The organism is Fibrisoma montanum (assembly GCF_003583365.1).
Lineage (GTDB): Bacteria > Bacteroidota > Bacteroidia > Cytophagales > Spirosomataceae > Fibrisoma > Fibrisoma montanum.
The window spans coordinates 307,007-326,940 of record NZ_QXED01000003.1 but is presented as its reverse complement, the minus strand read 5'-3'; the positions used below and the strand labels follow the sequence as shown (position 1 = coordinate 326,940).

19 protein-coding genes are annotated in these 19,934 nt (G+C 55.8%); 17 read left to right on the top strand and 2 right to left on the bottom strand.

Going from position 1 to position 19,934, the window contains the following annotated elements; genetic code table 11:
* The first annotated feature begins 7 nt into the window (after positions 1 to 7).
* The 10 genes from DYU11_RS11270 (at position 8) to DYU11_RS11225 (ending at position 10,368) form a co-directional block, all read left to right on the top strand.
* Positions 8 to 751: a (Fe-S)-binding protein gene (locus DYU11_RS11270; protein WP_119667774.1), complete on the top strand. Its 744-nt coding sequence runs from the start codon at positions 8 to 10 to the stop codon at positions 749 to 751.
* Between the two features lie 64 nt (positions 752 to 815).
* Entirely contained in the window at positions 816 to 1,283 is a 468-nt protein-coding gene (locus tag DYU11_RS11265; protein WP_199736709.1) for a hypothetical protein, read from the top strand.
* A complete protein-coding gene (locus DYU11_RS11260) occupies positions 1,280 to 1,480 on the top strand; it encodes a helix-turn-helix transcriptional regulator (RefSeq protein WP_119667772.1) in 201 nt (66 codons plus the stop codon). The genes DYU11_RS11265 and DYU11_RS11260 overlap by 4 nt, the downstream gene beginning before the upstream one ends.
* Positions 1,481 to 1,672: 192 nt before the next feature.
* Positions 1,673 to 3,037, top strand: coding sequence for a lactate utilization protein B (locus DYU11_RS11255; protein ID WP_119667771.1), 1,365 nt, complete (start codon positions 1,673 to 1,675; stop codon positions 3,035 to 3,037).
* Between the two features lie 259 nt (positions 3,038 to 3,296).
* Positions 3,297 to 4,916, top strand: a complete 1,620-nt coding sequence (locus DYU11_RS11250) for a hypothetical protein (RefSeq protein WP_119668304.1) — start codon at positions 3,297 to 3,299, stop codon at positions 4,914 to 4,916.
* A 70-nt stretch (positions 4,917 to 4,986) separates the two neighbouring features.
* Positions 4,987 to 6,957 (top strand): CocE/NonD family hydrolase, encoded by a 1,971-nt coding sequence (locus tag DYU11_RS11245; protein WP_119667770.1) that lies wholly within the window; start codon positions 4,987 to 4,989, stop codon positions 6,955 to 6,957.
* A gap of 15 nt (positions 6,958 to 6,972) precedes the next feature.
* On the top strand, positions 6,973 to 7,254 hold the full coding sequence (locus tag DYU11_RS11240) for a DUF427 domain-containing protein (protein WP_119667769.1): 282 nt from the start codon (positions 6,973 to 6,975) through the stop codon (positions 7,252 to 7,254).
* Positions 7,255 to 7,256: 2 nt separating this feature from the next.
* The gene (locus DYU11_RS11235; protein ID WP_119667768.1) at positions 7,257 to 7,988 is read left to right on the top strand and encodes an ABC transporter ATP-binding protein; all 732 of its coding nucleotides are present in this window, start codon (positions 7,257 to 7,259) and stop codon (positions 7,986 to 7,988) included.
* Between the two features lie 16 nt (positions 7,989 to 8,004).
* Complete coding sequence (locus DYU11_RS11230; RefSeq protein WP_119667767.1) at positions 8,005 to 9,564, top strand: ABC transporter permease/substrate-binding protein; 1,560 nt, start codon at positions 8,005 to 8,007, stop codon at positions 9,562 to 9,564.
* Between the two features lie 72 nt (positions 9,565 to 9,636).
* A complete protein-coding gene (locus DYU11_RS11225) occupies positions 9,637 to 10,368 on the top strand; it encodes a 3-keto-disaccharide hydrolase (RefSeq protein WP_119667766.1) in 732 nt (243 codons plus the stop codon).
* A gap of 20 nt (positions 10,369 to 10,388) precedes the next feature.
* Here DYU11_RS11225 and DYU11_RS11220 read toward each other — a convergent pair whose 3' ends face one another.
* Positions 10,389 to 10,958 (bottom strand): hypothetical protein, encoded by a 570-nt coding sequence (locus DYU11_RS11220; RefSeq protein WP_147367919.1) that lies wholly within the window; start codon positions 10,956 to 10,958, stop codon positions 10,389 to 10,391.
* 252 nt (positions 10,959 to 11,210) lie between these two features.
* On the opposite strand from DYU11_RS11220, the gene DYU11_RS11215 reads away from it, so the two are divergent.
* The 3 genes from DYU11_RS11215 (at position 11,211) to DYU11_RS11205 (ending at position 14,400) form a co-directional block, all read left to right on the top strand.
* Positions 11,211 to 12,128, top strand: coding sequence for an oxygenase MpaB family protein (locus tag DYU11_RS11215; RefSeq protein WP_119667764.1), 918 nt, complete (start codon positions 11,211 to 11,213; stop codon positions 12,126 to 12,128).
* 40 nt (positions 12,129 to 12,168) lie between these two features.
* Positions 12,169 to 13,677: a hypothetical protein gene (locus tag DYU11_RS11210; protein WP_119667763.1), complete on the top strand. Its 1,509-nt coding sequence runs from the start codon at positions 12,169 to 12,171 to the stop codon at positions 13,675 to 13,677.
* 174 nt (positions 13,678 to 13,851) lie between these two features.
* The gene (locus DYU11_RS11205; RefSeq protein ID WP_229365778.1) at positions 13,852 to 14,400 is read left to right on the top strand and encodes a hypothetical protein; all 549 of its coding nucleotides are present in this window, start codon (positions 13,852 to 13,854) and stop codon (positions 14,398 to 14,400) included.
* Positions 14,401 to 14,454: 54 nt separating this feature from the next.
* Here DYU11_RS11205 and DYU11_RS11200 read toward each other — a convergent pair whose 3' ends face one another.
* Positions 14,455 to 16,065 (bottom strand): SulP family inorganic anion transporter, encoded by a 1,611-nt coding sequence (locus tag DYU11_RS11200; RefSeq protein ID WP_119667762.1) that lies wholly within the window; start codon positions 16,063 to 16,065, stop codon positions 14,455 to 14,457.
* Between the two features lie 118 nt (positions 16,066 to 16,183).
* Between DYU11_RS11200 and DYU11_RS11195 the strand changes: the two genes are divergently transcribed.
* The 4 genes from DYU11_RS11195 (at position 16,184) to DYU11_RS11180 (ending at position 19,882) form a co-directional block, all read left to right on the top strand.
* The gene (locus tag DYU11_RS11195; RefSeq protein ID WP_229365771.1) at positions 16,184 to 17,371 is read left to right on the top strand and encodes a THUMP-like domain-containing protein; all 1,188 of its coding nucleotides are present in this window, start codon (positions 16,184 to 16,186) and stop codon (positions 17,369 to 17,371) included.
* A 49-nt stretch (positions 17,372 to 17,420) separates the two neighbouring features.
* Positions 17,421 to 18,104, top strand: a complete 684-nt coding sequence (locus DYU11_RS11190) for a hypothetical protein (protein WP_119667761.1) — start codon at positions 17,421 to 17,423, stop codon at positions 18,102 to 18,104.
* Between the two features lie 231 nt (positions 18,105 to 18,335).
* A complete protein-coding gene (locus DYU11_RS11185; RefSeq protein WP_119667760.1) occupies positions 18,336 to 19,097 on the top strand; it encodes a ferritin-like domain-containing protein in 762 nt (253 codons plus the stop codon).
* A 14-nt stretch (positions 19,098 to 19,111) separates the two neighbouring features.
* The gene (locus tag DYU11_RS11180; RefSeq protein WP_119667759.1) at positions 19,112 to 19,882 is read left to right on the top strand and encodes a ferritin-like domain-containing protein; all 771 of its coding nucleotides are present in this window, start codon (positions 19,112 to 19,114) and stop codon (positions 19,880 to 19,882) included.
* Positions 19,883 to 19,934 lie beyond the last annotated feature (52 nt).

Genomic DNA, 19,934 nt, shown 5'->3' with positions numbered 1-19,934 from the left:
CTTCTGTATGAACGTCGCATTATTCATTCCCTGCTACGTAGATCAGTTCTACCCGCAGGTAGGCATCGCAACGCTGAGGTTACTGGAAAAACTGGGGGTTCAGGCGACCTTTCCCATGCAGCAGACCTGCTGTGGGCAACCAATGGCCAACGCCGGCTGCGAACAGGATTCCATTCCGGTGTACCACAACTACGTCCGGACATTCGCCGATTATGATTACATCGTCGCGCCATCGGCCAGTTGTGTATACCACGTCCGGAAGCACTTTAACATCATCGAGCAAACCCCCGCCGTTCAGCACGTGCGCGAACGTACCTTCGAGCTGGTGCAGTTCCTGACCGACGTACTGGGGATCACCAGCATTGAGGCCGAATTTCCGTTCCGCGTGGGGCTGCATTTAAGCTGTCACGGTCAGCGGGGCCTCCGGCTGGCTACCGATTCGGAGCAGACACCGGTGCGCGATGGGCAGATCAGCCGGCTGCTGAAACAGGTAAAAGGGCTTGAACTGGTCGATCTGGGACGCTACGATGAGTGCTGCGGATTTGGCGGAGCGTTTTGCATAACGGAAGCAGCCGTATCGGCCCGAATGGGTCAGGATCGCGTACAGGATCACGTCGAACACGGGGCGCAGGTCATCACGGGGGGCGATATGTCGTGCCTGATGCATATGGAGGGGATTGTCCGGCGACGAAAATTGCCTGTCCGGGTTATGCACGTCGCGGAAATTCTGACCGCTGAAAATAAATTGTAAAGTTTGCTTGACAAATAGTAAAATAAATTTGATACTTGTGTGTCAAATAAACTTTACATGTCAAATGAAAACGCAGTGGTTATTTCCGCATCGGTACCGCCTGATTGGCTGGATTATTTTAGTTCCTTGTGTCGTACTGGGTATTGCCGCAATGTATGGCGAGTTCTATTTTGATTTTTTAACGATAGTGCTGCGACAAACGGGTCATGCCAAAGGTAGCCTTTCGGTATTTTTTGAAGTCGATGAGATTAACCTGACGGATGAACTCGCGGCTGTGGGCATAATCGCCGGTTTGATGATGATTGGTTTTTCGCGGGAAACTATTGAAGACGAAATGGTTAGTCAACTGCGGCTGGAATGCCTGCAATGGAGCGTGTATGTCAATTACATCATTTTAACCGTCGCTATCCTGGTGATTCACGGAACCCGGTTTCTGGATGTTATGATATATAACATGTTTACCGTATTGCTGGTGTTTGTGATCCGGTTTCGGTTGTTGATGTTGAAAAACAGTCGGGTGCTGGCCTTATGAAAAACCGCATCAAGGTATGTAGGGCTGAGCATAACTTATCGCAGGGGGAACTGGCTGACCGAATCGGAGTGAGTCGACAAACCGTGAATTCGATTGAAACCGGACGCTACGTTCCGTCGACGATCCTGGCCCTGAAAATTGCGCGTGTGTTTGGGCAGCCGGTAGAGGCTGTCTTTCAACTGGAAGAAATGGATTAATCGGGTCGAACTCCTGAAAACAGAACTGCAGGGGAATCGATCCTGAAACACAGGTGTTAGATAAAGAGATCTGGCATTCGATTTAGCAGCATAGTAACGAAGCCGATTCGTGGTAACGAAACGTTTTGGCCGGTGTGCGCCGGTCCGTGCAGAACATCATTGAGCAAGTTAAAGCCTAAGATCATATAGCCTATGACCCACCCCGAAGCCGCCGAACGCTTTACGGCCGATGTAGACCGCACCACCTGGCACGATCAGGCACTGTGGTTTATCCGCCAGAAACGCGACCGCCAAACCTACCAGCTGCCCGAATGGGAGCAGTTGCGCGAGATGGCGTCGCAGATTAAGGAGCACGCGCTGAGCCGTCTGGATGTGTATCTGGAGGAGTTTGAGCGAAATGCACAGGCCAACGGTGTTCAGGTGCATTGGGCTGCCGATGCTCGCGAACACAACGAAATCGTGCTGCGCATTATCCAGCAGCACCAGGCGCAGCGTATCGTGAAAAGTAAGTCCATGCTCACCGAGGAGTGCCACCTGAACCCGTTTCTGGAGCAGCACGGCATCGAGGTCGTGGATACGGACCTGGGAGAGCGCATTATCCAGTTTACGAACGAACCGCCGAGCCACATCGTCATGCCCGCGATTCACCTCAAAAAGGAGGATGTGGGCCGGATTTTTCACGAGCACCTCGGCACGCCCGAGGGCGAAAGCGATCCGCAGCGCCTGACCGAAACGGCCCGGCAACACCTGCGGGCGAAGTTCGTCGCGGCCGACGTAGCCATTTCGGGGGTTAATTTCGCCATTGCCGAAACGGGTGGGTTTGTGGTCTGCACCAACGAGGGCAACGCCGACCTGGGTGTGACCCTGGCCCCGGTGCACATCGCCTGCATGGGTATCGAGAAAGTGATTCCAAAACTTGAACACCTGGGCGTCTTTACGCGCCTGCTGGCCCGTTCGGCTACTGGGCAGCTATCGACCACCTACACCAGCCATTTTCACAAGGCAAGACCCGGTCAGGAGCTGCATATCGTGCTGGTCGACAATGGTCGTACGACCCAGCTCGGCCGTCCTGATTTTCGAAATTCGCTCAAGTGCATCCGGTGCGGAGCCTGCATGAACACCTGCCCCGTGTACCGGCGGAGTGGGGGCCATAGCTACGACTTCACCGTGCCCGGCCCGATCGGAGCGATTCTGTCGCCGAACATCGACCTTAAAAAACACAGTTCGCTGCCGTTTGCGTCGACGCTCTGCGGCTCGTGTTCGGACGTGTGCCCGGTGAAAATTGACATTCACGTTCAGCTTTACAAGTGGCGGCAACTGATTGGGCAGGCTAATGCTATGCCCGCAGGTAAACGGCTGGGTATGAAAGGTCTGGCTGCCGTGCTGGCGCGGCCTGCCGTGTACGCCCGATTAGGTCGGGTGGCTCGTAAAATGCTGGCTATGACACCTCACGCGTTGAGCCACAACGGTAAACTGAATCCCTGGGCCATTGCCCGCGAACTTCCTGAACCGCCTAAGGAGAGTTTCCGCGACTGGTACGCTAAAACGCAGATGTAGCACATAGTTCGGCTACGGGGCGGCTGATAGCAGTGGAGCAGGTTCAGAACTTGCACCCACCGCTGTCAGGCGCCCCATAGCCATATATGCAATAAACCCGGTGCTTGGCATTGAAGCAGTTCAATGCCAAGCACCGGGTTTATTACTTTGAACAGATAACCAACTATTCCCTACTGATTTAGAATAATAAAAAGCCTAATGAATGGGCTTTTTATTTACATTTATACTTATTAATGACGTTAATGTTATTATTAAGTTTATGAAATACTTAAAAAGGTACGTATTGTGCCTCCTTCCTTTTCTGACGGATGCCTGCAAAAATCCCATTGATGGGGTTCAACTGGGGTTTAAAGATCCCATTACGCAGGGTGTGGTGGAGCTACGGGTAGTCGAGCCGTCGGGCAAACCGCTGCCAAAACAGATCAGCGTGAAGCTGGCCGGACCGGATGCCTCGCGTATGGTTACGACGCTGAACACCAACCGCTATAAGGTCAACGCGGATGGCGTTCTATTGCTGGCCGCTGCGCCCCAGTCGACGCCCACCGCGCAGCAGCCCCTGCGGTTTACAGTCGTTCTTGAATCGGAAGGCTATTTACCGGTAGTGCAGCCGGTCGTGATGAACAGCCTGAATCGTCAGGTGCGTACGGTTCGGTTTATAAACCTACCCCAGCCGCCCACCACGCTTTCGGCAGAACTTGCGGCCGGTCGCGCCGGAACGGATGGCTCCCTCACGACAACATTTACCCTCGCCACGCCCGCACAGTCGGGAAAGGTTGATAACGCCAGCCTTACGTTGCCGATGGGGACCCGGCTAACCGACCGCGACGGGCAGGCCGTGGGCGGAGAGCTGGCAATCAGTCTGGTACATACAGATACCCGCAGCGGCAATGCTACGGCTCAGGTGCCGGGTGGCGGATTGATGCAGAACGTTATGCCCCTGACGGCCGGTTCGCAATCGCTGGGGCTGATGCGTGTTTCGTCGCTGGCCGGTTCGATCACCATTGAAGCGTATAACAAACAATACCAGCTGGCCCGTAGCTTCTCGCAGCCGGTGCGCTGGACGATGGAGCTGAATCCCGCAATGCAGCATCCGCAGGCCGGACGAACCGTTCGCGCGGGTGACGTTATTCCGCTGTTCAGTTTTGATGCATTGACAGGCCTTTGGCGACAGGAGAAGCCGGGCGTCGTTGTGTTGAATCAGCAGACTGGGAAACTGGAATACCAGGCTGACGTACTGACGGCGGGAACCTACGTGGTGGCCTGGGCCGACAGCATCTGTGAGGTAGGGCCAATCTTCAGCGTAAGCAGTAAACTAAAGAACGTGGATGTCAATTATCGGTGTGAGGTGGTAGATGCCGTAACCGGGCAGGTGGCCAGTACGTTTTATGCCAATGCCAACGACGGGGCTCAGATCCCCATTACCGCCCAACCCCGGAACCGGCGGTTGACACTGCGGGTGTTCGACGAAACGGATGCCTGGGGCAAGGGATCGAAAAGCGGACTGATCGCCGAATCGGCGGTGGGTACCTCCTGCGACGTAACGCCGGTACAGATCAACCTGGGGACACTGCCCGTACCGCCGGCCATGAAGCTGGATTTTCAGTTTTCGTGTCCGAAAGGCATGACGCTGAACGAAGCCGCTCTGCCCGCCCAGCTACGGACGCAATACAGCGAATCCGGCAAAAATAACTGGCGCGAACTGGTTACGCTGACCCGGACCCAGCGAAGCATAACATCGTATAAGCTGAAGCAGGGCCGGACCTACGACCTGCGGGCCAGTACAGACGGGGGAGCGAGCTGGCCGTACCGGCAAAATGAATACCTGCTCGATAAAGCGCAGTGGGTTTTTAAAGTACGGCTGGAGGCCTATTGTAAGTAGAATCATTGGTTCGGCGAACGTAGCAAAAAACGGGGACAGATTGTACCTTGCGGAAAATAACCCGTTTGATATGCGTTTCCGATTACTTACGCTGCTGGTCGGGCTGCTGAGCCTGACGGCGCTGGCCCAGCCGAATCCGGTGGTTAATACCTTCGTCAAGGACAATTATCAGAAATACGAGCACCAGATTCCGATGCGCGACGGCACGAAGCTGTTCACCATCGTGTACGTGCCGAAGGATGCGTCAGAAACAAACAAATACCCGTTTCTGATGCAGCGGACCTGCTATAGTATTGCGCCCTACGGTCCTGATCAGTACGCTAATCGCCTGGGACCGTCGCCCACACTTGAGCAGGATAAGTATATCTTTGTGTACCAGGATGTTCGGGGTCGATACATGTCGGAGGGGACCTGGACGAACATGACCCCAAACCTGCCCGATCCACCAGCCACGGCCGCCCGGAAGAAAGGGAAAGCGTCCGCTGCGGCTGTGTCCACAGCGGCTGCGTCCACGGGGGCGGGTTCGCCAGACGAAAGCTCCGATACGTACGATACGATCGAGTGGCTGCTGAAAAACGTCAAGTTCAACAACGGTCGGGTAGGACAGTGGGGCATCAGCTACCCCGGCTTTTACACGGCCGCGGCCCTGCCCGACGCCCACCCGGCCCTGAAAGCGTCGTCGCCCCAGGCCCCCGTCTCCGATTTCTTCTTCGATGATTTTCACCACAACGGCGCCTTCATTCAGGCGTATCTGTTCACGTATCCTGTGTTTGGCGTGCAGCACCCCAAGCCTACAACCACGGCCTGGTTCGCGTCGGAAATGATCAACACGGGGTCGAAAGACGGTTTCCAGTGGCAGTATGACCTGGGACCCCTCAAAAACGCCAACAAATACTACAGCGATAACTTCTTCTGGCAGGAAACGATCAATCATCCGAATTACGACGAGTTCTGGCAGAAACGGTCTATCCTGCCGCACCTGAAGAACGTCAAACACGCCGTGATGACGGTCGGAGGCTGGTTCGATGCCGAAGACCTGTACGGTCCCCTGAACGTGTACAAAACGCTGGAAAAGAACAACGCCGGGACGTATAACACGCTCGTGATGGGGCCGTTCGGACACGGGCGGTGGTCGCGGGAAACGGGGCATACGCTGCACAGCAACATCTATTTCGGCGACAGCATCGCTACGTTCTACCAGCGGAACATTGAAGCCCGATTTTTCAATCACTTCCTGAAGGGGCCCGGCGACGGCAAAACGGGCCTGCCCGAAGCGTATCTCTTCGATACGGGTCGCAAAGAATGGAAAACCTTCGATAAGTGGCCCGCTGCCAACGCCCGGACGCTAACCTTCCGCCTGGCCGGCGATGGCCGGTTGTCTCGGTCAGAGGGTACGTCTGATCCGTCAACAGCCAATTCCGGCAGTGCTGCTTTTTCGGAATTTATCAGCGACCCGATGAAGCCCGTGCCGTATACGGAGGACATCACGACAACGCTCGGGTTTACACCGTTCAACTACATGTCGGAAGACCAGCGGTTTGCGGGGCGCCGGCCCGACGTGCTGACGTTCCAGACCGAACCCCTGACCGAGGACCTGACGCTGGGGGGAGAAATTATGGCGAAACTGAAAGTCAGCACCACCGGTACCGACGCCGACTGGGTCGTGAAGCTCATTGATGTGTATCCGCCCGACGAACCCAATCATCCGTACCTGCCGAACAAAAACATTACGCTCGGCAATTACCAGCAGATGGTGCGGTCGGAGGTGATGCGGGGCCGGTTTCGGAACAGCTTTGAAAAACCGGAGCCATTTACACCGGGGCAGGTAACCGACGTAAATTTTCGTCTGCAGGACGTGCTGCATACGTTCAAAAAAGGCCACCGGGTGATGATTCAGGTGCAGAGTACGTGGTTCCCGCTCATCGACCGCAACCCGCAGAAATACGTCGACAACATCTATAAAGCCGATGCGGCCGATTTTCAGAAGGCCACGCACCGGGTTTACGATAACTCTTTGGTTGAAGTTCAGGTTTTACCGTAAAACACGTCAAAAACCATGAAAGCGATCTGGAACGGCACCACCATTGCCGAAAGCGACGATACCGTTGTGGTGGAAGGAAACCATTACTTCCCCCGGGAGGCCGTCAACAGCGATTACCTGACGGATAGTAACACGCACACGACCTGCCCCTGGAAAGGACTGGCCTCGTACTTCACCCTGACCGTCGACGGTAAGACAAACCCGGATGCCGCCTGGTACTATCCGGACCCCAAGCCGGCCGCCAGCGAGATTAAAGACCGCGTTGCCTTCTGGAAAGGCGTGCGGGTGGAACCGTAGCGATGATCACCGTTCGGAACGTATCCCGACAGTATGGTAACCAGCTGGTTGTAAACGACGTATCGTTTGCCGTAGCCAACGGCGAAACGCTGGTGCTGCTGGGCACCAGTGGCAGCGGAAAAACCACGACCCTGCGGCTGATTAACCGGATGATTGACCCCACCAGCGGGTCAATCGTCGTAAATGGGGTTGATGTTCGGCAGCAGGATGGTCCCACCCTGCGCCGGAGCATCGGCTACGTTATCCAGGATGGGGGCCTGTTTCCGCATTATACAGTAGCCGAGAACGTAGCAACCGTACCGAACCTGCTCGGCTGGAATGAGGCCGCCATTCGGGAGCGCACGCGCGAGCTGGCCGACCGGCTCCGGCTGCCCGCCGATATGCTGAATCGCTACCCGGCCGAACTGAGCGGGGGGCAGCGGCAGCGGGTCGGACTGGCCCGGGCTTTAGCGGCCCGTCCGCCCGTGGTGCTTATGGATGAGCCGTTCGGCGCCCTGGACCCCTTCACCCGCCGACACGTCCGGCGCGAAGTATTCGGGCTGAACGAATTGCGCGAAACCACCGTCGTGCTTGTTACGCACGATGTCGGCGAAGCCCTCGAACTGGCCGACCGCATTGCCCTCATGGACCAGGGACGTATCGTGCAGATCGGACTGCCGGATGAGTTGCTGCAGCGACCTGCCAATGACTTTGTGCGGGATTTTCTGGACGAAACACCGCACCGACTATTGTAAAACGAGCACAGCGAGCATGGCAGATTTCTTTACGTTCGTGCGCGAGCAGGCCGATAAACTACTCGAACAAACGATTACCCACATCGGCCTGACGTTTATTTCGCTGTTGCTGGCGTTGCTGGTCGGCGTACCCCTCGGGATTCTGATCGCGGGTCGTCCCCGGCTGGCGTCGGGGGTGCTGGGTGTGGCCGGGGTGCTGCAAACCGTGCCGAGTGTGGCCTTGCTGGGCTTTCTGATTCCTCTGCTGGGTATTGGCGTTGGGCCCGCCCTGGTAGCCCTGTTTCTGTACGCCCTGCTGCCTATCATCCGCAATACCTACGTCGGTATTCAGGAAGTAAGTCCGGCCGTGCGGGATGCCGCCCGAGGTGTTGGCATGACCGACCGGCAGATTTTGGTCAACGTTGAACTGCCGCTGGCCCTGCCGGTACTGTTTGCGGGCATCCGGACGGCTACCGTCATTAACGTGGGAGTGGCCACGCTGGCGGCCTACGTAGCGGCCGGTGGACTGGGGGAGTTTATTTTCGGGGGGATTGCCCTCAGCAACGTCAACATGATTCTGGCCGGAGCCATACCGGCGGCTTTGCTGGCGGTGGGTTTTGATCTGGGGCTGGCCCGGATGCAGCGGCTGCCCGCCCGCCGGCTGCGAGTAGGGGCGCTGGTGTTTGCAGGCCTGCTGCCACTTTTGTCGGGATTTTACCTGCTGCCGTCACAGTCCGATAGGCTGGTGGCCGGCTTTGCGCACGAATTCTACGGACGAGCCGATGGGTATCCGGGCCTCCGGCAGACGTACGGTCTGCAGCTGACACCACGACTGATCGACCAGAACCTGATGTATGAGGCCATTCACCGCAAACAGGTCGATATCATCAGCGGCTATTCGACCGACGGCCGGATCAAGGCGTATGACCTGGTCGTGCTCGACGACGACCGCCATGCGTTTCCGCCCTACGATGCGGCTCCGGTGGTACGACAGGCGACACTGAAACGACACCCTGAGCTGGAAGCCGTGCTGAATCGGCTGGCGGGTAGGCTGACGGATACCGTCATGACAACGCTTAACTACCGGGCTGACTACCGCCACGAATCGCCGGAAACCATTGCGCGTGATTTTTTGAAAGCGAACGGCTTATGGAATCCAGCCTCGCCCGGCAATCGCACGGCGACGATCGTGCTGGGTTCCAAAGTGTTTACCGAGCAGTACATCCTGGCCGAGATGTACCGGCAGCTCATTGAAGGGCAAACCAGCCTTCGGGTAGCCACCCGTACGGGACTTGGCGGCACGCAGATCTGCTTCGACGCGCTCCGTACGGGGGCGCTGGACCTCTACCCGGAATATACAGGAACCGGACTGCTGGTAATCCTTCAGCCCCCGGCCGCTACGTTGCGGCAGCTTCCCATGCAGTCGGATTCGGTGTATTCGTTCGTTAAAACAGCCTTTAGCCGGCAACACGGCTTGTCCTGGCTGAAACCGCTGGGGTTTGGCAACAGCTATTGCCTGATGATGCGCCGGGAGCAGGCCCGAATGCTGGGGATTCGTACCATCTCCGATCTGGTCCGCTACCTGCAAACCGGCTAGTTTATCCCCAAAGCATTGAGTAGGCTGCTTTCCCGGATCGCTTTATGCCAGATACCCGTCTTCTCTATTCGTATGATTAACATCGTTCGCTTCGTCGTCTTCTACGCCATCGTAGGTAGCCTGTTTGCTGCGCAGGCCCAGTCCGTCAATACCCTGTCGGCCCAGGAGCGGCAGCAGGGCTGGAAACTGCTCTTCAACGGTAAAGACCTGACCGGCTGGCATGCGTACCTCGGCAAAGGCGTTGGTAAGGCGTGGCGCATAGAACAGGGGGCCATCAAGCTGGACGTACCGGTCCGGTTAGGAAATAAAGCCAAAGACGGAGGGGATATCATCACGAACGCTTCGTTTGCGGGCGATTTTGAATTCAAGGCCGACTGGAAAGTCAGCCGGCTGGCCAACAGCGGCATTTTCTTTTTCGTCACCGAATCGCCGACGTACAAACACATGCACGACTCCGGCCTGGAGCTACAAATCCTCGATGATGCGATCTATGAGGGTGCGGCCGAGAACATGCACCGGGCCGGCGATTTCTTCGGCGTCGCCAACGCCCGGCTTCGCGAGTCGGCTCCGGTTGGCCAATGGAACCAGGTGCACGTAATCCGGAAAGGAAAGCAGTTCACCGTATCTATTAACGGGTTTCTGGTGCAGGAACACGACCTGACGTCGGCCGACTGGAAGCAGCGCCTGGCGAAAAGCCCGTTGAAAACCGCCCCGATTGGTTCGGGAACCCTGGCCGGCCATATTGGTTTACAGGATTGGGGCAGTACGGTCTGGTACCGCAATCTGAAAGTAAGGCCGTTGTAGGGAAGCTATGTAAGTTATTGTTAATCGCGTGGCTGAATATCACCCTGCTTCATAGCAAACCGCTCTTTCTGTTCATCTGTAAGCCCGTAACAAATAGAGACAACTACGTCTTTGGTGTATTGATACCCACTCAGAGGCCAAATCTTACGCCGATGAATAGACAACTGAACATGCTCGTTAACCTGTAAAACACCCAACGTTGAATCTTTTTCGTAATACTCATATTTACCTAGATGCTTAGGTGTGAGCAAAGGCTCAAAGGGTTTTTTGTACTGCGCTTCAAGGGCTGTGCGGATTGAGTCCATTTGGTGCGCTTTATTACGAAGAGTTACTATAATGGCATACGCTTGGCTTTTAGGATTATAAATTGATTGGTTAAAGCGCCATTCAACATCCATGTCTGATGTTGTCTCTGTTAAATACACAAATAAGGACTCTTTGGCATTGGGGTATTTAGCTCGTATTTCACCTGATGTAACAGGGAGGTTAATGGTATATCCCGCTAATTTGGTTTCAAACGGCTCAGCTTGAGAGCGACATCCGTAAATCAGTAATAGAGCGCAAAGTGTATGTACGATACGGGAAAACATAATTATGTAGTAATCTTGACCGAAGGAATGGGCCTGTAAGATAACGAACATTGACTATTTAAATAATCAAATGGCGCTAATAGGTTGACTTTAAGTTTTACTTATATTACACAGCTTAACTTGCTTCAAGGTTAAGAAATGGGTTAATTTAAGTCTCATTTAACATATTATCTGCGTCCGGACCATTAAATGACAAGGTTTGCAAAAAGGGAGAAAGCTCTCTTTTTTTCACAAATGACGTATTGACTCAACATGAACGTTTACCAGAAGCGGTTTGGGCTGTTTCGTGATCCGGCGGTTCGGCGGGAGTTGGAATCGCTCGACCCGGTTCGTGATCACCAGCGGATTGTACACCTGCTGACCGCCTATGAATTTCCTTTCGACATCACCCGGGCCCTTGAGCTGGCTTTATTTCATACGTACGCCAGTCCGCGGGTATCGGGGCTGCTGGTAAAAACCGGCGAGTTTGAGCGAAATGGTCAGAAACGGTACGACGATACGAGCCGGCTGATTGCTGAATTTATGGAATCGGGCTACGACAGTGAAAAAGGCCAGCGGGCCATCACACACATGAACCGCATTCACGGCCATTACCGCATCGATAACGCCGAATACCTGTTTGTGCTGGGTACGTTCGTGCTTTACCCGATCGAATGGATTAATCAATACGGCTGGCGCCAGCTTACCGGGGCCGAAGAACAGGCGCTTTTTCTGTTCTTCCGGGAGGTCGGCCGGCGTATGCACCTCCACGACCTGCCCGAAAGGCTCGACGACCTGCGATCATTCATGGAAGCGTATGAGGAGCAATACGTTCGCTTTGCCCCCAGCAACCGGCGCATAGCCGACGCTACGGTAGCCATCGTGCAGCGCTGGTTCCCGTCGCTGCTGCACCCGCTGGTGCCGCCGGTGTTTGCCGCCCTGCTCAACGACAAATTGCTGGCGGCCTTCGGTTACCAACGTCCGCCCGGCTGGGTATCCGGATTGGTGCGGATGGGGCTGTGGGTTCGTAAATGGCCGCTGCGCTGGGTGACGTTCAAACCGTATCCGTCGTTGATTCGCAACACCTCATTCCGCCATTACCCGAAAGGTGCCCCTGACATTGAAGCGGTCGGTCCCGATCATATGCTGAACGCAGCTACCCGGGAGCCTACATCCCATCGCTCCGAATAATGGGTTTGTTCCGCTATTTTTGCGGCCCCAATGTCACTGTATGAATAAATTGTCTTCGCCGGTCGTCACCTGGTTGCGGGTGGTGTCGCTTGCATATCTGGTTGCTCCCACGTTTTTATTTCTGCTTACCTGGATTAAACCGCTGATCGGCGGCTGTTGTGCGCTGGCGCTGGGCTGGGTAGGCTGGCAGGCGGTAACCAGAATCAGACGGACCGATCCCAGTACGGTGCCGTCTGTACCCGTATCCAGCGTGGCTGGCGCCGGGGGGCTGGCCCTGGCCATGGCCGTAGTGTTCGGGTTTGGGGAGTTTAATCACCAGACGCTCGACTACCAGACAAACAATTTTAAGTTCTACGACCTGGCCGTGAACGACTGGCCTGTTTATGTCGACCGCTACAGGGCCTACCTGTGTTACTACACGGCCTATTACCTGCCGGTGTCGTTGCTCTGCAAATGGTGGGGACTGGCCTGCGGCCGCTACGTGTCGCTGGCGTGGTCGTGGCTGGGACTGACCCTGCTGTGGGGCTGGGTCGTGGCCCTGGCCCCCCGTCGGGCGGGGCTGGTGGTCGGTTTGCTGGTGTTGTTTGGCGATACCTGGTTCATCATCCGGGCGCTGCGGGCGCTGGGTGTCGAGCAGCATCTGCCTCCCAACTACATTGACCTGAACGGGTTTATGCTGACCGCCATGACACCCTATTCAGACCAGATTGCCTGGGCACCCCAGCATCTGCTGCCGGCCGCCATCGGGGTGTTTTACGTACTGTTTCTGCACCCTCGGTTTTCGCCCTGGAGCAGCGTAGAGATGGTCCTGATTGGCCTGGGTACGTTGCTCTGGAGCCCTTTCGCGACCGTTGGGCTGGCTCCGTTCATGGTGCTTGCTGCCTGGCCCCACCGCCTGAAGATTCTGAAAAGCCGGGAGGTTATGCCGGCGTTGCTGATACTGGCTGCCAGTGCTGTACCCGTTCTGTCGTACCTGACCAGCACCCAGGCGATGGAGAATCCGTCGACCAATATGTTTATCTGGAAGACGGGCGTATCCGCGTGGCCGCTGTATTATGGCTTATACGTAGGAGGGAATTTTTTACTGTGGGTGCCATTCGTTCGACGGTTGCCGACTACTAGCCGGGGGTTTTACCGGCTGGCGCTGGTGTTGCTTTGCCTGATTCCTCTGTACCGAATTGGCGTTTATAACGATTTCCAGATGCGGGCCAGCATTGCCGCCATGTGCGTACTGTCGTTTTGCGTGGCCAGCGCGGTGGTAATGGGCGAAGGGTTTACCCGGCGCCGATACGCCCTGTTTGGAGTAGTGTTTGGCTTGAATGCGTTGGCCATTGTCAAGTTTTACGCCGAGCAGTTTCCTGTTTCAGCGCCTGCCAACACCATCGAACGGCCGTTTCTCCACGGATGCACCAACACCTTTGACTTCCTTGGGAAGATGTACGACGGCGCACGAACAGCCCGTCAGTACATGCTCAAGGACCACTCGTCGTTCGAGACGTACTTCATGAAAAAGCCGGACGATGCGTTCATGAACCCTTCAGGCTACTGAACGGCCTCTGCAGCCGACTTCCAGAAACCGTGTCGATAAGCTTCTTTCAGATAAGCATGGTAATGTGTTGATACCGTTCCGTCAATTCTGCTAAACACGAGTCAGTCTATAGAGTTGAAATTATAGCTGCTTATGTGTGGCTGGTACATTTTTCAACCATAACCCAACAAAACCATGGCAGATTACACCAACCAAACCATGTCTGGCTCGACACTGACCGATCGGACCGACCGGGTCATGACGGCATTGTTCACCGACCGCGACAGCGCGGACCGGGCGTACGAAAAGTTGAAAGATCGCGGGTTTTCCGACAAGGACATCAACGTGATGATGTCTAACGAAACGCGTGACCGGCATTTTACGGCCCGGCACGACAGTCAACACGATACTGATCTGGGAAATAAGGCGATGGAAAAAGCAGGCGTTGGTTCTGCCATCGGAGGCACCGTCGGAGCGGTAGCTGCGGCTATTGCGGCCATCGGCACCAACCTGCTCTTGCCGGGTCTGGGGCTGGTCGTGGCCGGTCCGCTGGCGGCTGGTCTGGCCGGTGCGGGCGCCGGTGGCCTTACGGGCGGCCTCATCGGGGCGCTGGTGGGCTCAGGTATTCCGGAAGAACGGGCTAAAACCTACGAATCCGGCATCAAACAGGGTGGAATCCTGATCGGGGTGAAGGCCCGCGACGTCGATGATGTACGCTATCTGGAGCAACACGGCTTTCATTGATACGGAGGTAACTACAACAGGCCCCGGAACCTGACGTTCCGGGGCCTGTTGTAGTTAATCGATGGCCGGAACAAGTTTGGCGGCCTTTTTCGGGCGTACGTTCAATTCGACATTACGCAGTTCGTAGTGAATGCCCTGCGACTTGGCCGTATCCTTGAAATTTTGCAGGATGGCGTAAATATCGTGATCGATGAACTGCGCCCGACTGCCGTCAACAATCACCTCGTCGCCCGGCCGCAGCGCCCGCAGGGCGTCTTTGAGCTGGGGTTTGCTGAGGAAGAACAAATCTTTCTCAAAGAGAATCAAGACCTTGTTTTCTTCCCGAACGACACTGAACGTAGACTGGAAGTTCGTGTACAGGACAAAGAGAATCCCCACAACGGAACCGATGGCAATGCCAATGAGCAGGTCCGTAAAGATGATCCCGAGTACAGTGATGATAAACGGAATGAACTGATTACGCCCTTCTTTATAAATTGTGGCAAAGACTTTCGGCTTAGCCAGTTTGTAGCCGACCATAATCAGCACAGCCGCCAGGCACGAAAGCGGAATCAGATTGAGCAGTGGCCCGCCGAGGAACACCGCCACCAGCAGAAAAATGCCGTGCAGAATAGCGGAAACCCGGCTTTGGCTGCCGCTGTAGATGTTGGCCGACGTCCGAACTACCACCGACGTTACCGGCAGACCACCGATCAATCCCGACAGGGTGTTGCCAATTCCCTGCGCAATCAGCTCCTTATCGGGCGACGACACGCGACGGTGGGTATCGAGCCGGTCGGAGGCTTCGAGGTTAAGCAGCGTTTCCAGGCTGGCAACAATCGCGATGGTGATGCCGATGAAATAGACCTGCGGGTTAGCCAGTACGCTGAAATCCGGGAAATCGAAAATCGAAAACGGACTTTTGCCGGCAGCGATGATCGGCACCTGAACCATGTGCTGATGTGCCGTATCGCCCAGGTACCAGGCTGGCATCGAGGTCCGGAAAAACTCGTTGAGCGCTATGCCGATAAACACTACGACGAGCGCCCCGGGGAAGTTGCGGAAAAACGTTCGGTTGCTGCGCCCGGCCGTTCGCTCCCAGACAATCAGGAAAATAAGCGACAGGGAACTGATCAGCACCGCGCCGGGGCTGGCTGTTTCGATGGCCCGGTAAATCTCCGAAATGGTATTTTCACCATCGGCCAGCTGGGCAAACTCAAACTCACCCTCGTAGTCGTTATCCCGCCCCAGGGCGTGCGGAATCTGCTTCAGGATGATAACCAGCCCGATGGCAACCAGCATGCCTTTGATGACACTATCCGGGAAAAAGCTGCTGAACCGCCCCGCTTTGAGCAGCCCAAGCAGGAGCTGAATCAGGCCGGCGATCACAACAGCCGCCAGAAACGCTTCGTAAGAGCCTATCTTTGCAATGGCATCAGCCACGATGACAGCCAGGCCGGCCGCCGGCCCACTGACACTGACTTCGGAACCCGACAGCAGGCCGACAACAATTCCGCCGATCATCCCGGCAACCAGGCCCGAAAACAACGGGGCTCCGGAAGCCAGGGCAATGCCCAGACAAAGGGGGAGGGCAACAAGAAAAACCGATACTCCGGCCGGAAAATCCTGTCGCAGATAAGCCGCACGGTATTGTTGTAAGGTGCGGAAAGGGTTAGGAGATTGCATGAGTTATAACCTGTTGGGTTAACCAAATTAACGTCGACAAGGAAACGATCGATGTACAAAATTAAAGAACGATTAAAAATTTTTAACCATTTTCTAATTGTTTCCTGAAACTAATCATTTGAGTCCTGACGATCAGCAGTTTATCAGGCAGAACGTAACGGCAGATGTCCGACAATTGATGCTACGGCCTCCTCGTCAGGGGGATATCCGACCTTTGGTGGCGCAGATTTCGGCCCGTCAGAAGGCCCGCGACAAGCTGCCGGCCTGGTACGAAAACGACGATCTGATTTTTCCGCCGACGGTTTCGGTTGAGCAGGCGTCTTCGGAACAGACGGCCCGGTACAAAGCCTCGCTGGTGGCAGGGGACACCCTGCTCGATCTGACCGGCGGGATGGGAGTCGACACCTGGGCCTTTGCCCAGCGCATGAAGCAGGTAGTGTATGTAGAACACCGGGCTGAACTGGCGGCCCTGGCTGCGCATAATCTGCCGAAGCTTGGCCTGACCAACGTTCGGGTGCTGAACGAAGATGGACTGGCGTTTCTGCAGAATTTTGACGGCAGAGCCGACTGGGTCTATCTGGATCCCGCCCGACGGGATGAGCAGGGTGGACGGGTGGTCCGGCTGGAGGACTGCGTGCCAAACGTATTGGCCGCCGGGGTACTTTCCGGCGTACTGGCCAGGGCCGAACACCTGCTGCTTAAAACATCACCATTGCTCGATCTGGAAGCGACTATTCGTGGGCTTGGTCGGGTAAAGGCCGTCCACGTAGTGGCGCTGCAGGGCGAAGTGAAAGAGATTCTCTTCGTGGTCGGTCAGGCGCCTGTGGCTTTAGAAAACGTACAGGTTAACGCTGTTAACCTCACTATAAACAAAGCGGTTATACAATCGTTTCTGCTAGGGGAGGAGCGGAGCGCCGAGGTGGTGTTTGACGACCCCGGGCGGTATATTTACGAGCCGAACGCGGCCGTACTGAAGGCAGGTGCGTTTCGGCTCATTGCCCAGCGTTTCGAACTGGCCAAACTGGCTCCGCACAGCCATCTCTACACCAGCCCGGAGCTGAAGGCTGATTTTCCCGGGCGTGTTTTTGACCTCGTAGCCACTTGCAAACCCGACCGGAAAGCGCTGCGGTCGCTGCTGCCCGATCTGCAGGCCAACCTGACCGTCCGGAATTTTCCGCAGTCGGTCGATGCGCTGCGCAAACAACTGGGGTTGCGCGAAGGCGGGAACGTGTATATCTTGGCCACAACCCTCCGAACCGGCGAAAAACGATTGTTAATTACCCAGAAAACGGGCGCTGGTCGGTAAGCCGCCCGCTCGCAGAAAACCAGACCTACACACGTAACGGATGACACCGATGAAAAAACAAGCAACCTACCTGCTCTGCCTTGTTGTATGCCTGAGCAGCCGACTAGCCGGTGCGCAGACCATCTACGCAGGCGAAAGTACCATCGACCGGGATAAACTGCCCGGCTTATTCCTGACCATTACCGGCGACGGCCGCCAGATTGAAAAAGACTGGGAAGAACAATTGAAAACCTACGGCCGGCTGCTGGCGTCGCGCGGTACGTACCGGGTGGCCAATGCCGATATTCCGGCCCTCTCGTCGGAACCAATCAACCTCGTCAGTACGGTAAAAGCGGGGCGTTCGTCGGCTACGCTGTTTGTTTCCTTCGATCTGGGCAGTCGCACGTTCGTTCGACCCGGCGACCGGGCGTATCGGGATGCGGAGCAGTTGCTGAAAGACTTTGCCGGTCGGTCGCAGGTAAACCAGGAAGTCCGGCAGGCCGAGCTGGGCTTCGACGAAGCGCAGCGAACGCACCAGCGGCTGGTCAAAAATGGAGAACGGCTGCTGCGGGAGATTGATCAGAATAAAAAAGAGAAAGAACGGCTGCTCAAACGCATCGAGGAAAATGAAAAAGAACTCACGCAGCTCGAAAAAGACGTCGAAACGAATAAGGTTGAGCAGGAGAAAGCGCTGATTGAGGTGGATAATCGCAAAAGCAACGTAGAGGCTGTAAAAACCCGCCGGCAGCCCTGAATCAGGCCCCGGTACGCTTCTCAAACCGAATCACATTTGACCCGTTATCCAGATCAGAAAGAAGGGAAACGGGCTTCTTGCATGAAAAAATGAACGGTTTTAGGCCGTTTACTCAATTCAACCAATTTATTACCAATAAAACGCAAAAATTTAAAACCCTTTTGAGTCCATAGGAGTAGTTGCAGTGACTTCGTCGCCGAACGGCGAAGGCTTACTCAACTTTAACTTTTTATGGAACAACTACACAAAGATCCGACTTCACCCAACCAACGGGTGTCGGTGCTGCCTGTGGTCCCGGTGAATATTGGTCGCCGGTGGTTTATGCGGTACGTTGGCGTAACGGCTGCTGGCGGTGTGCTACTAAGCTCCTGCGCCCAGGAGAATCTTAACCCCATCACCGGTCCGGGTGAAACCTCAATGCGGGGAGGTCGCGCCGGGGACGTTGTTGACCTGGGTTCGGGCGATATTGGCGTTCTGAACTACGCCTATGCGCTGGAGCAGGCCGAACTGCGTTTCCTGGAGCTGGTTCTCGACACGCGTTATGATGGGATGTCGGCTAAGGAGTTCCAGGTGTTCAAAGACCTGCGCGATCAGGAAATCACCCACGTTGATTTTTTTGAAGCCGTTCTGGGTAGTTTCGCCATTCCTAAACTGACCCTCGACTACAGCAGCGTAAACTTCCGCAATCGGGACAGCGTGCTGACGACGGCCCGTAACTTCGCCGATCTGGCAACGGCTGCGTATAACGGTGCCGGTCAGTTGCTGACGGACGCCAACAACCTGGCAACGGCGGGTAAGATCGTGTCGGTGGAAGCGCGTCACGCATCGGTGATCCGTGAGCTGATCGCTCCGGGCAGCACGTACTTTGCCGGCGACGATGTCGTTGACCCGGCTACTGGTCTTGATCCGGCTAAAATGCCTGCCGAAGTACTACCCGTTGCGCAGCAGTTTATTAAAGAAATTATCTCAGCCTCGCGTCTGCCGATGGCTTAACCGGACTCAACACGATGAACTTACAGAACATTCTCAACGAAATTGAGCAGGTTGACAGCGAAGTGTACGACCGGCTGAAGCACGTGTCGCGCCGTAACATGTTCAGCATGTTCGCTAAAAAAGCGGCATCGGTGGCCGCTCCTACGTTACTGGCCTCTGCCCTGAATAAAGCCTATGCCCAGAGCGATGTCGTGGTCGACGTCCTGAATTTCGCCCTGACGCTGGAATACCTCGAAGCCGAATTCTATAACGTCGGTATGGACACGCCGGGGCTGATCACGAACCTCGACCGGAACGTATTCGGCCAGTTGCAGAAGCACGAGAACGCGCACGTTAATTTGCTGAAGTCGGTGCTGGGCAGCCGCGCCGTAGCGAAGCCTCGCTTTGATTTTACGGCGAAAGGTGCGTTCCCCGATGTGTTCCGGAACTTCAGAACGTATGCGCTGCTGTCGCAGGCGTTTGAAGATACGGGGGTTCGGGCTTACAAAGGCCAGGCGCCCCGCCTGATCATGGATGATCCTATCCTGACGACGGCGCTGCGGATTCACTCGGTAGAAGCCCGTCACGCGGCCCGCGTTCGCGAATTGCGCGGCCTGAAGGGCTGGATCACCGGCAACGAAAGCGGTGGCGCACCACCGGCCGTGTACGCGGGTGAAGAAGCCGTTACGCACCTGGAAGTGTCGTCGCTGATTCCGGGCGTTCCCTACTCAGCTTCGACCGAAGCCTGGGACGAGACGCTCTCGAAAGAAGACGTACTGCGGATCGTAACGCCGTTCCTGGCGTAAAAAAGAGGAGGAAGGGAGGAGAGGAGAAAAGGAGGAGTGGTAACCATACCAC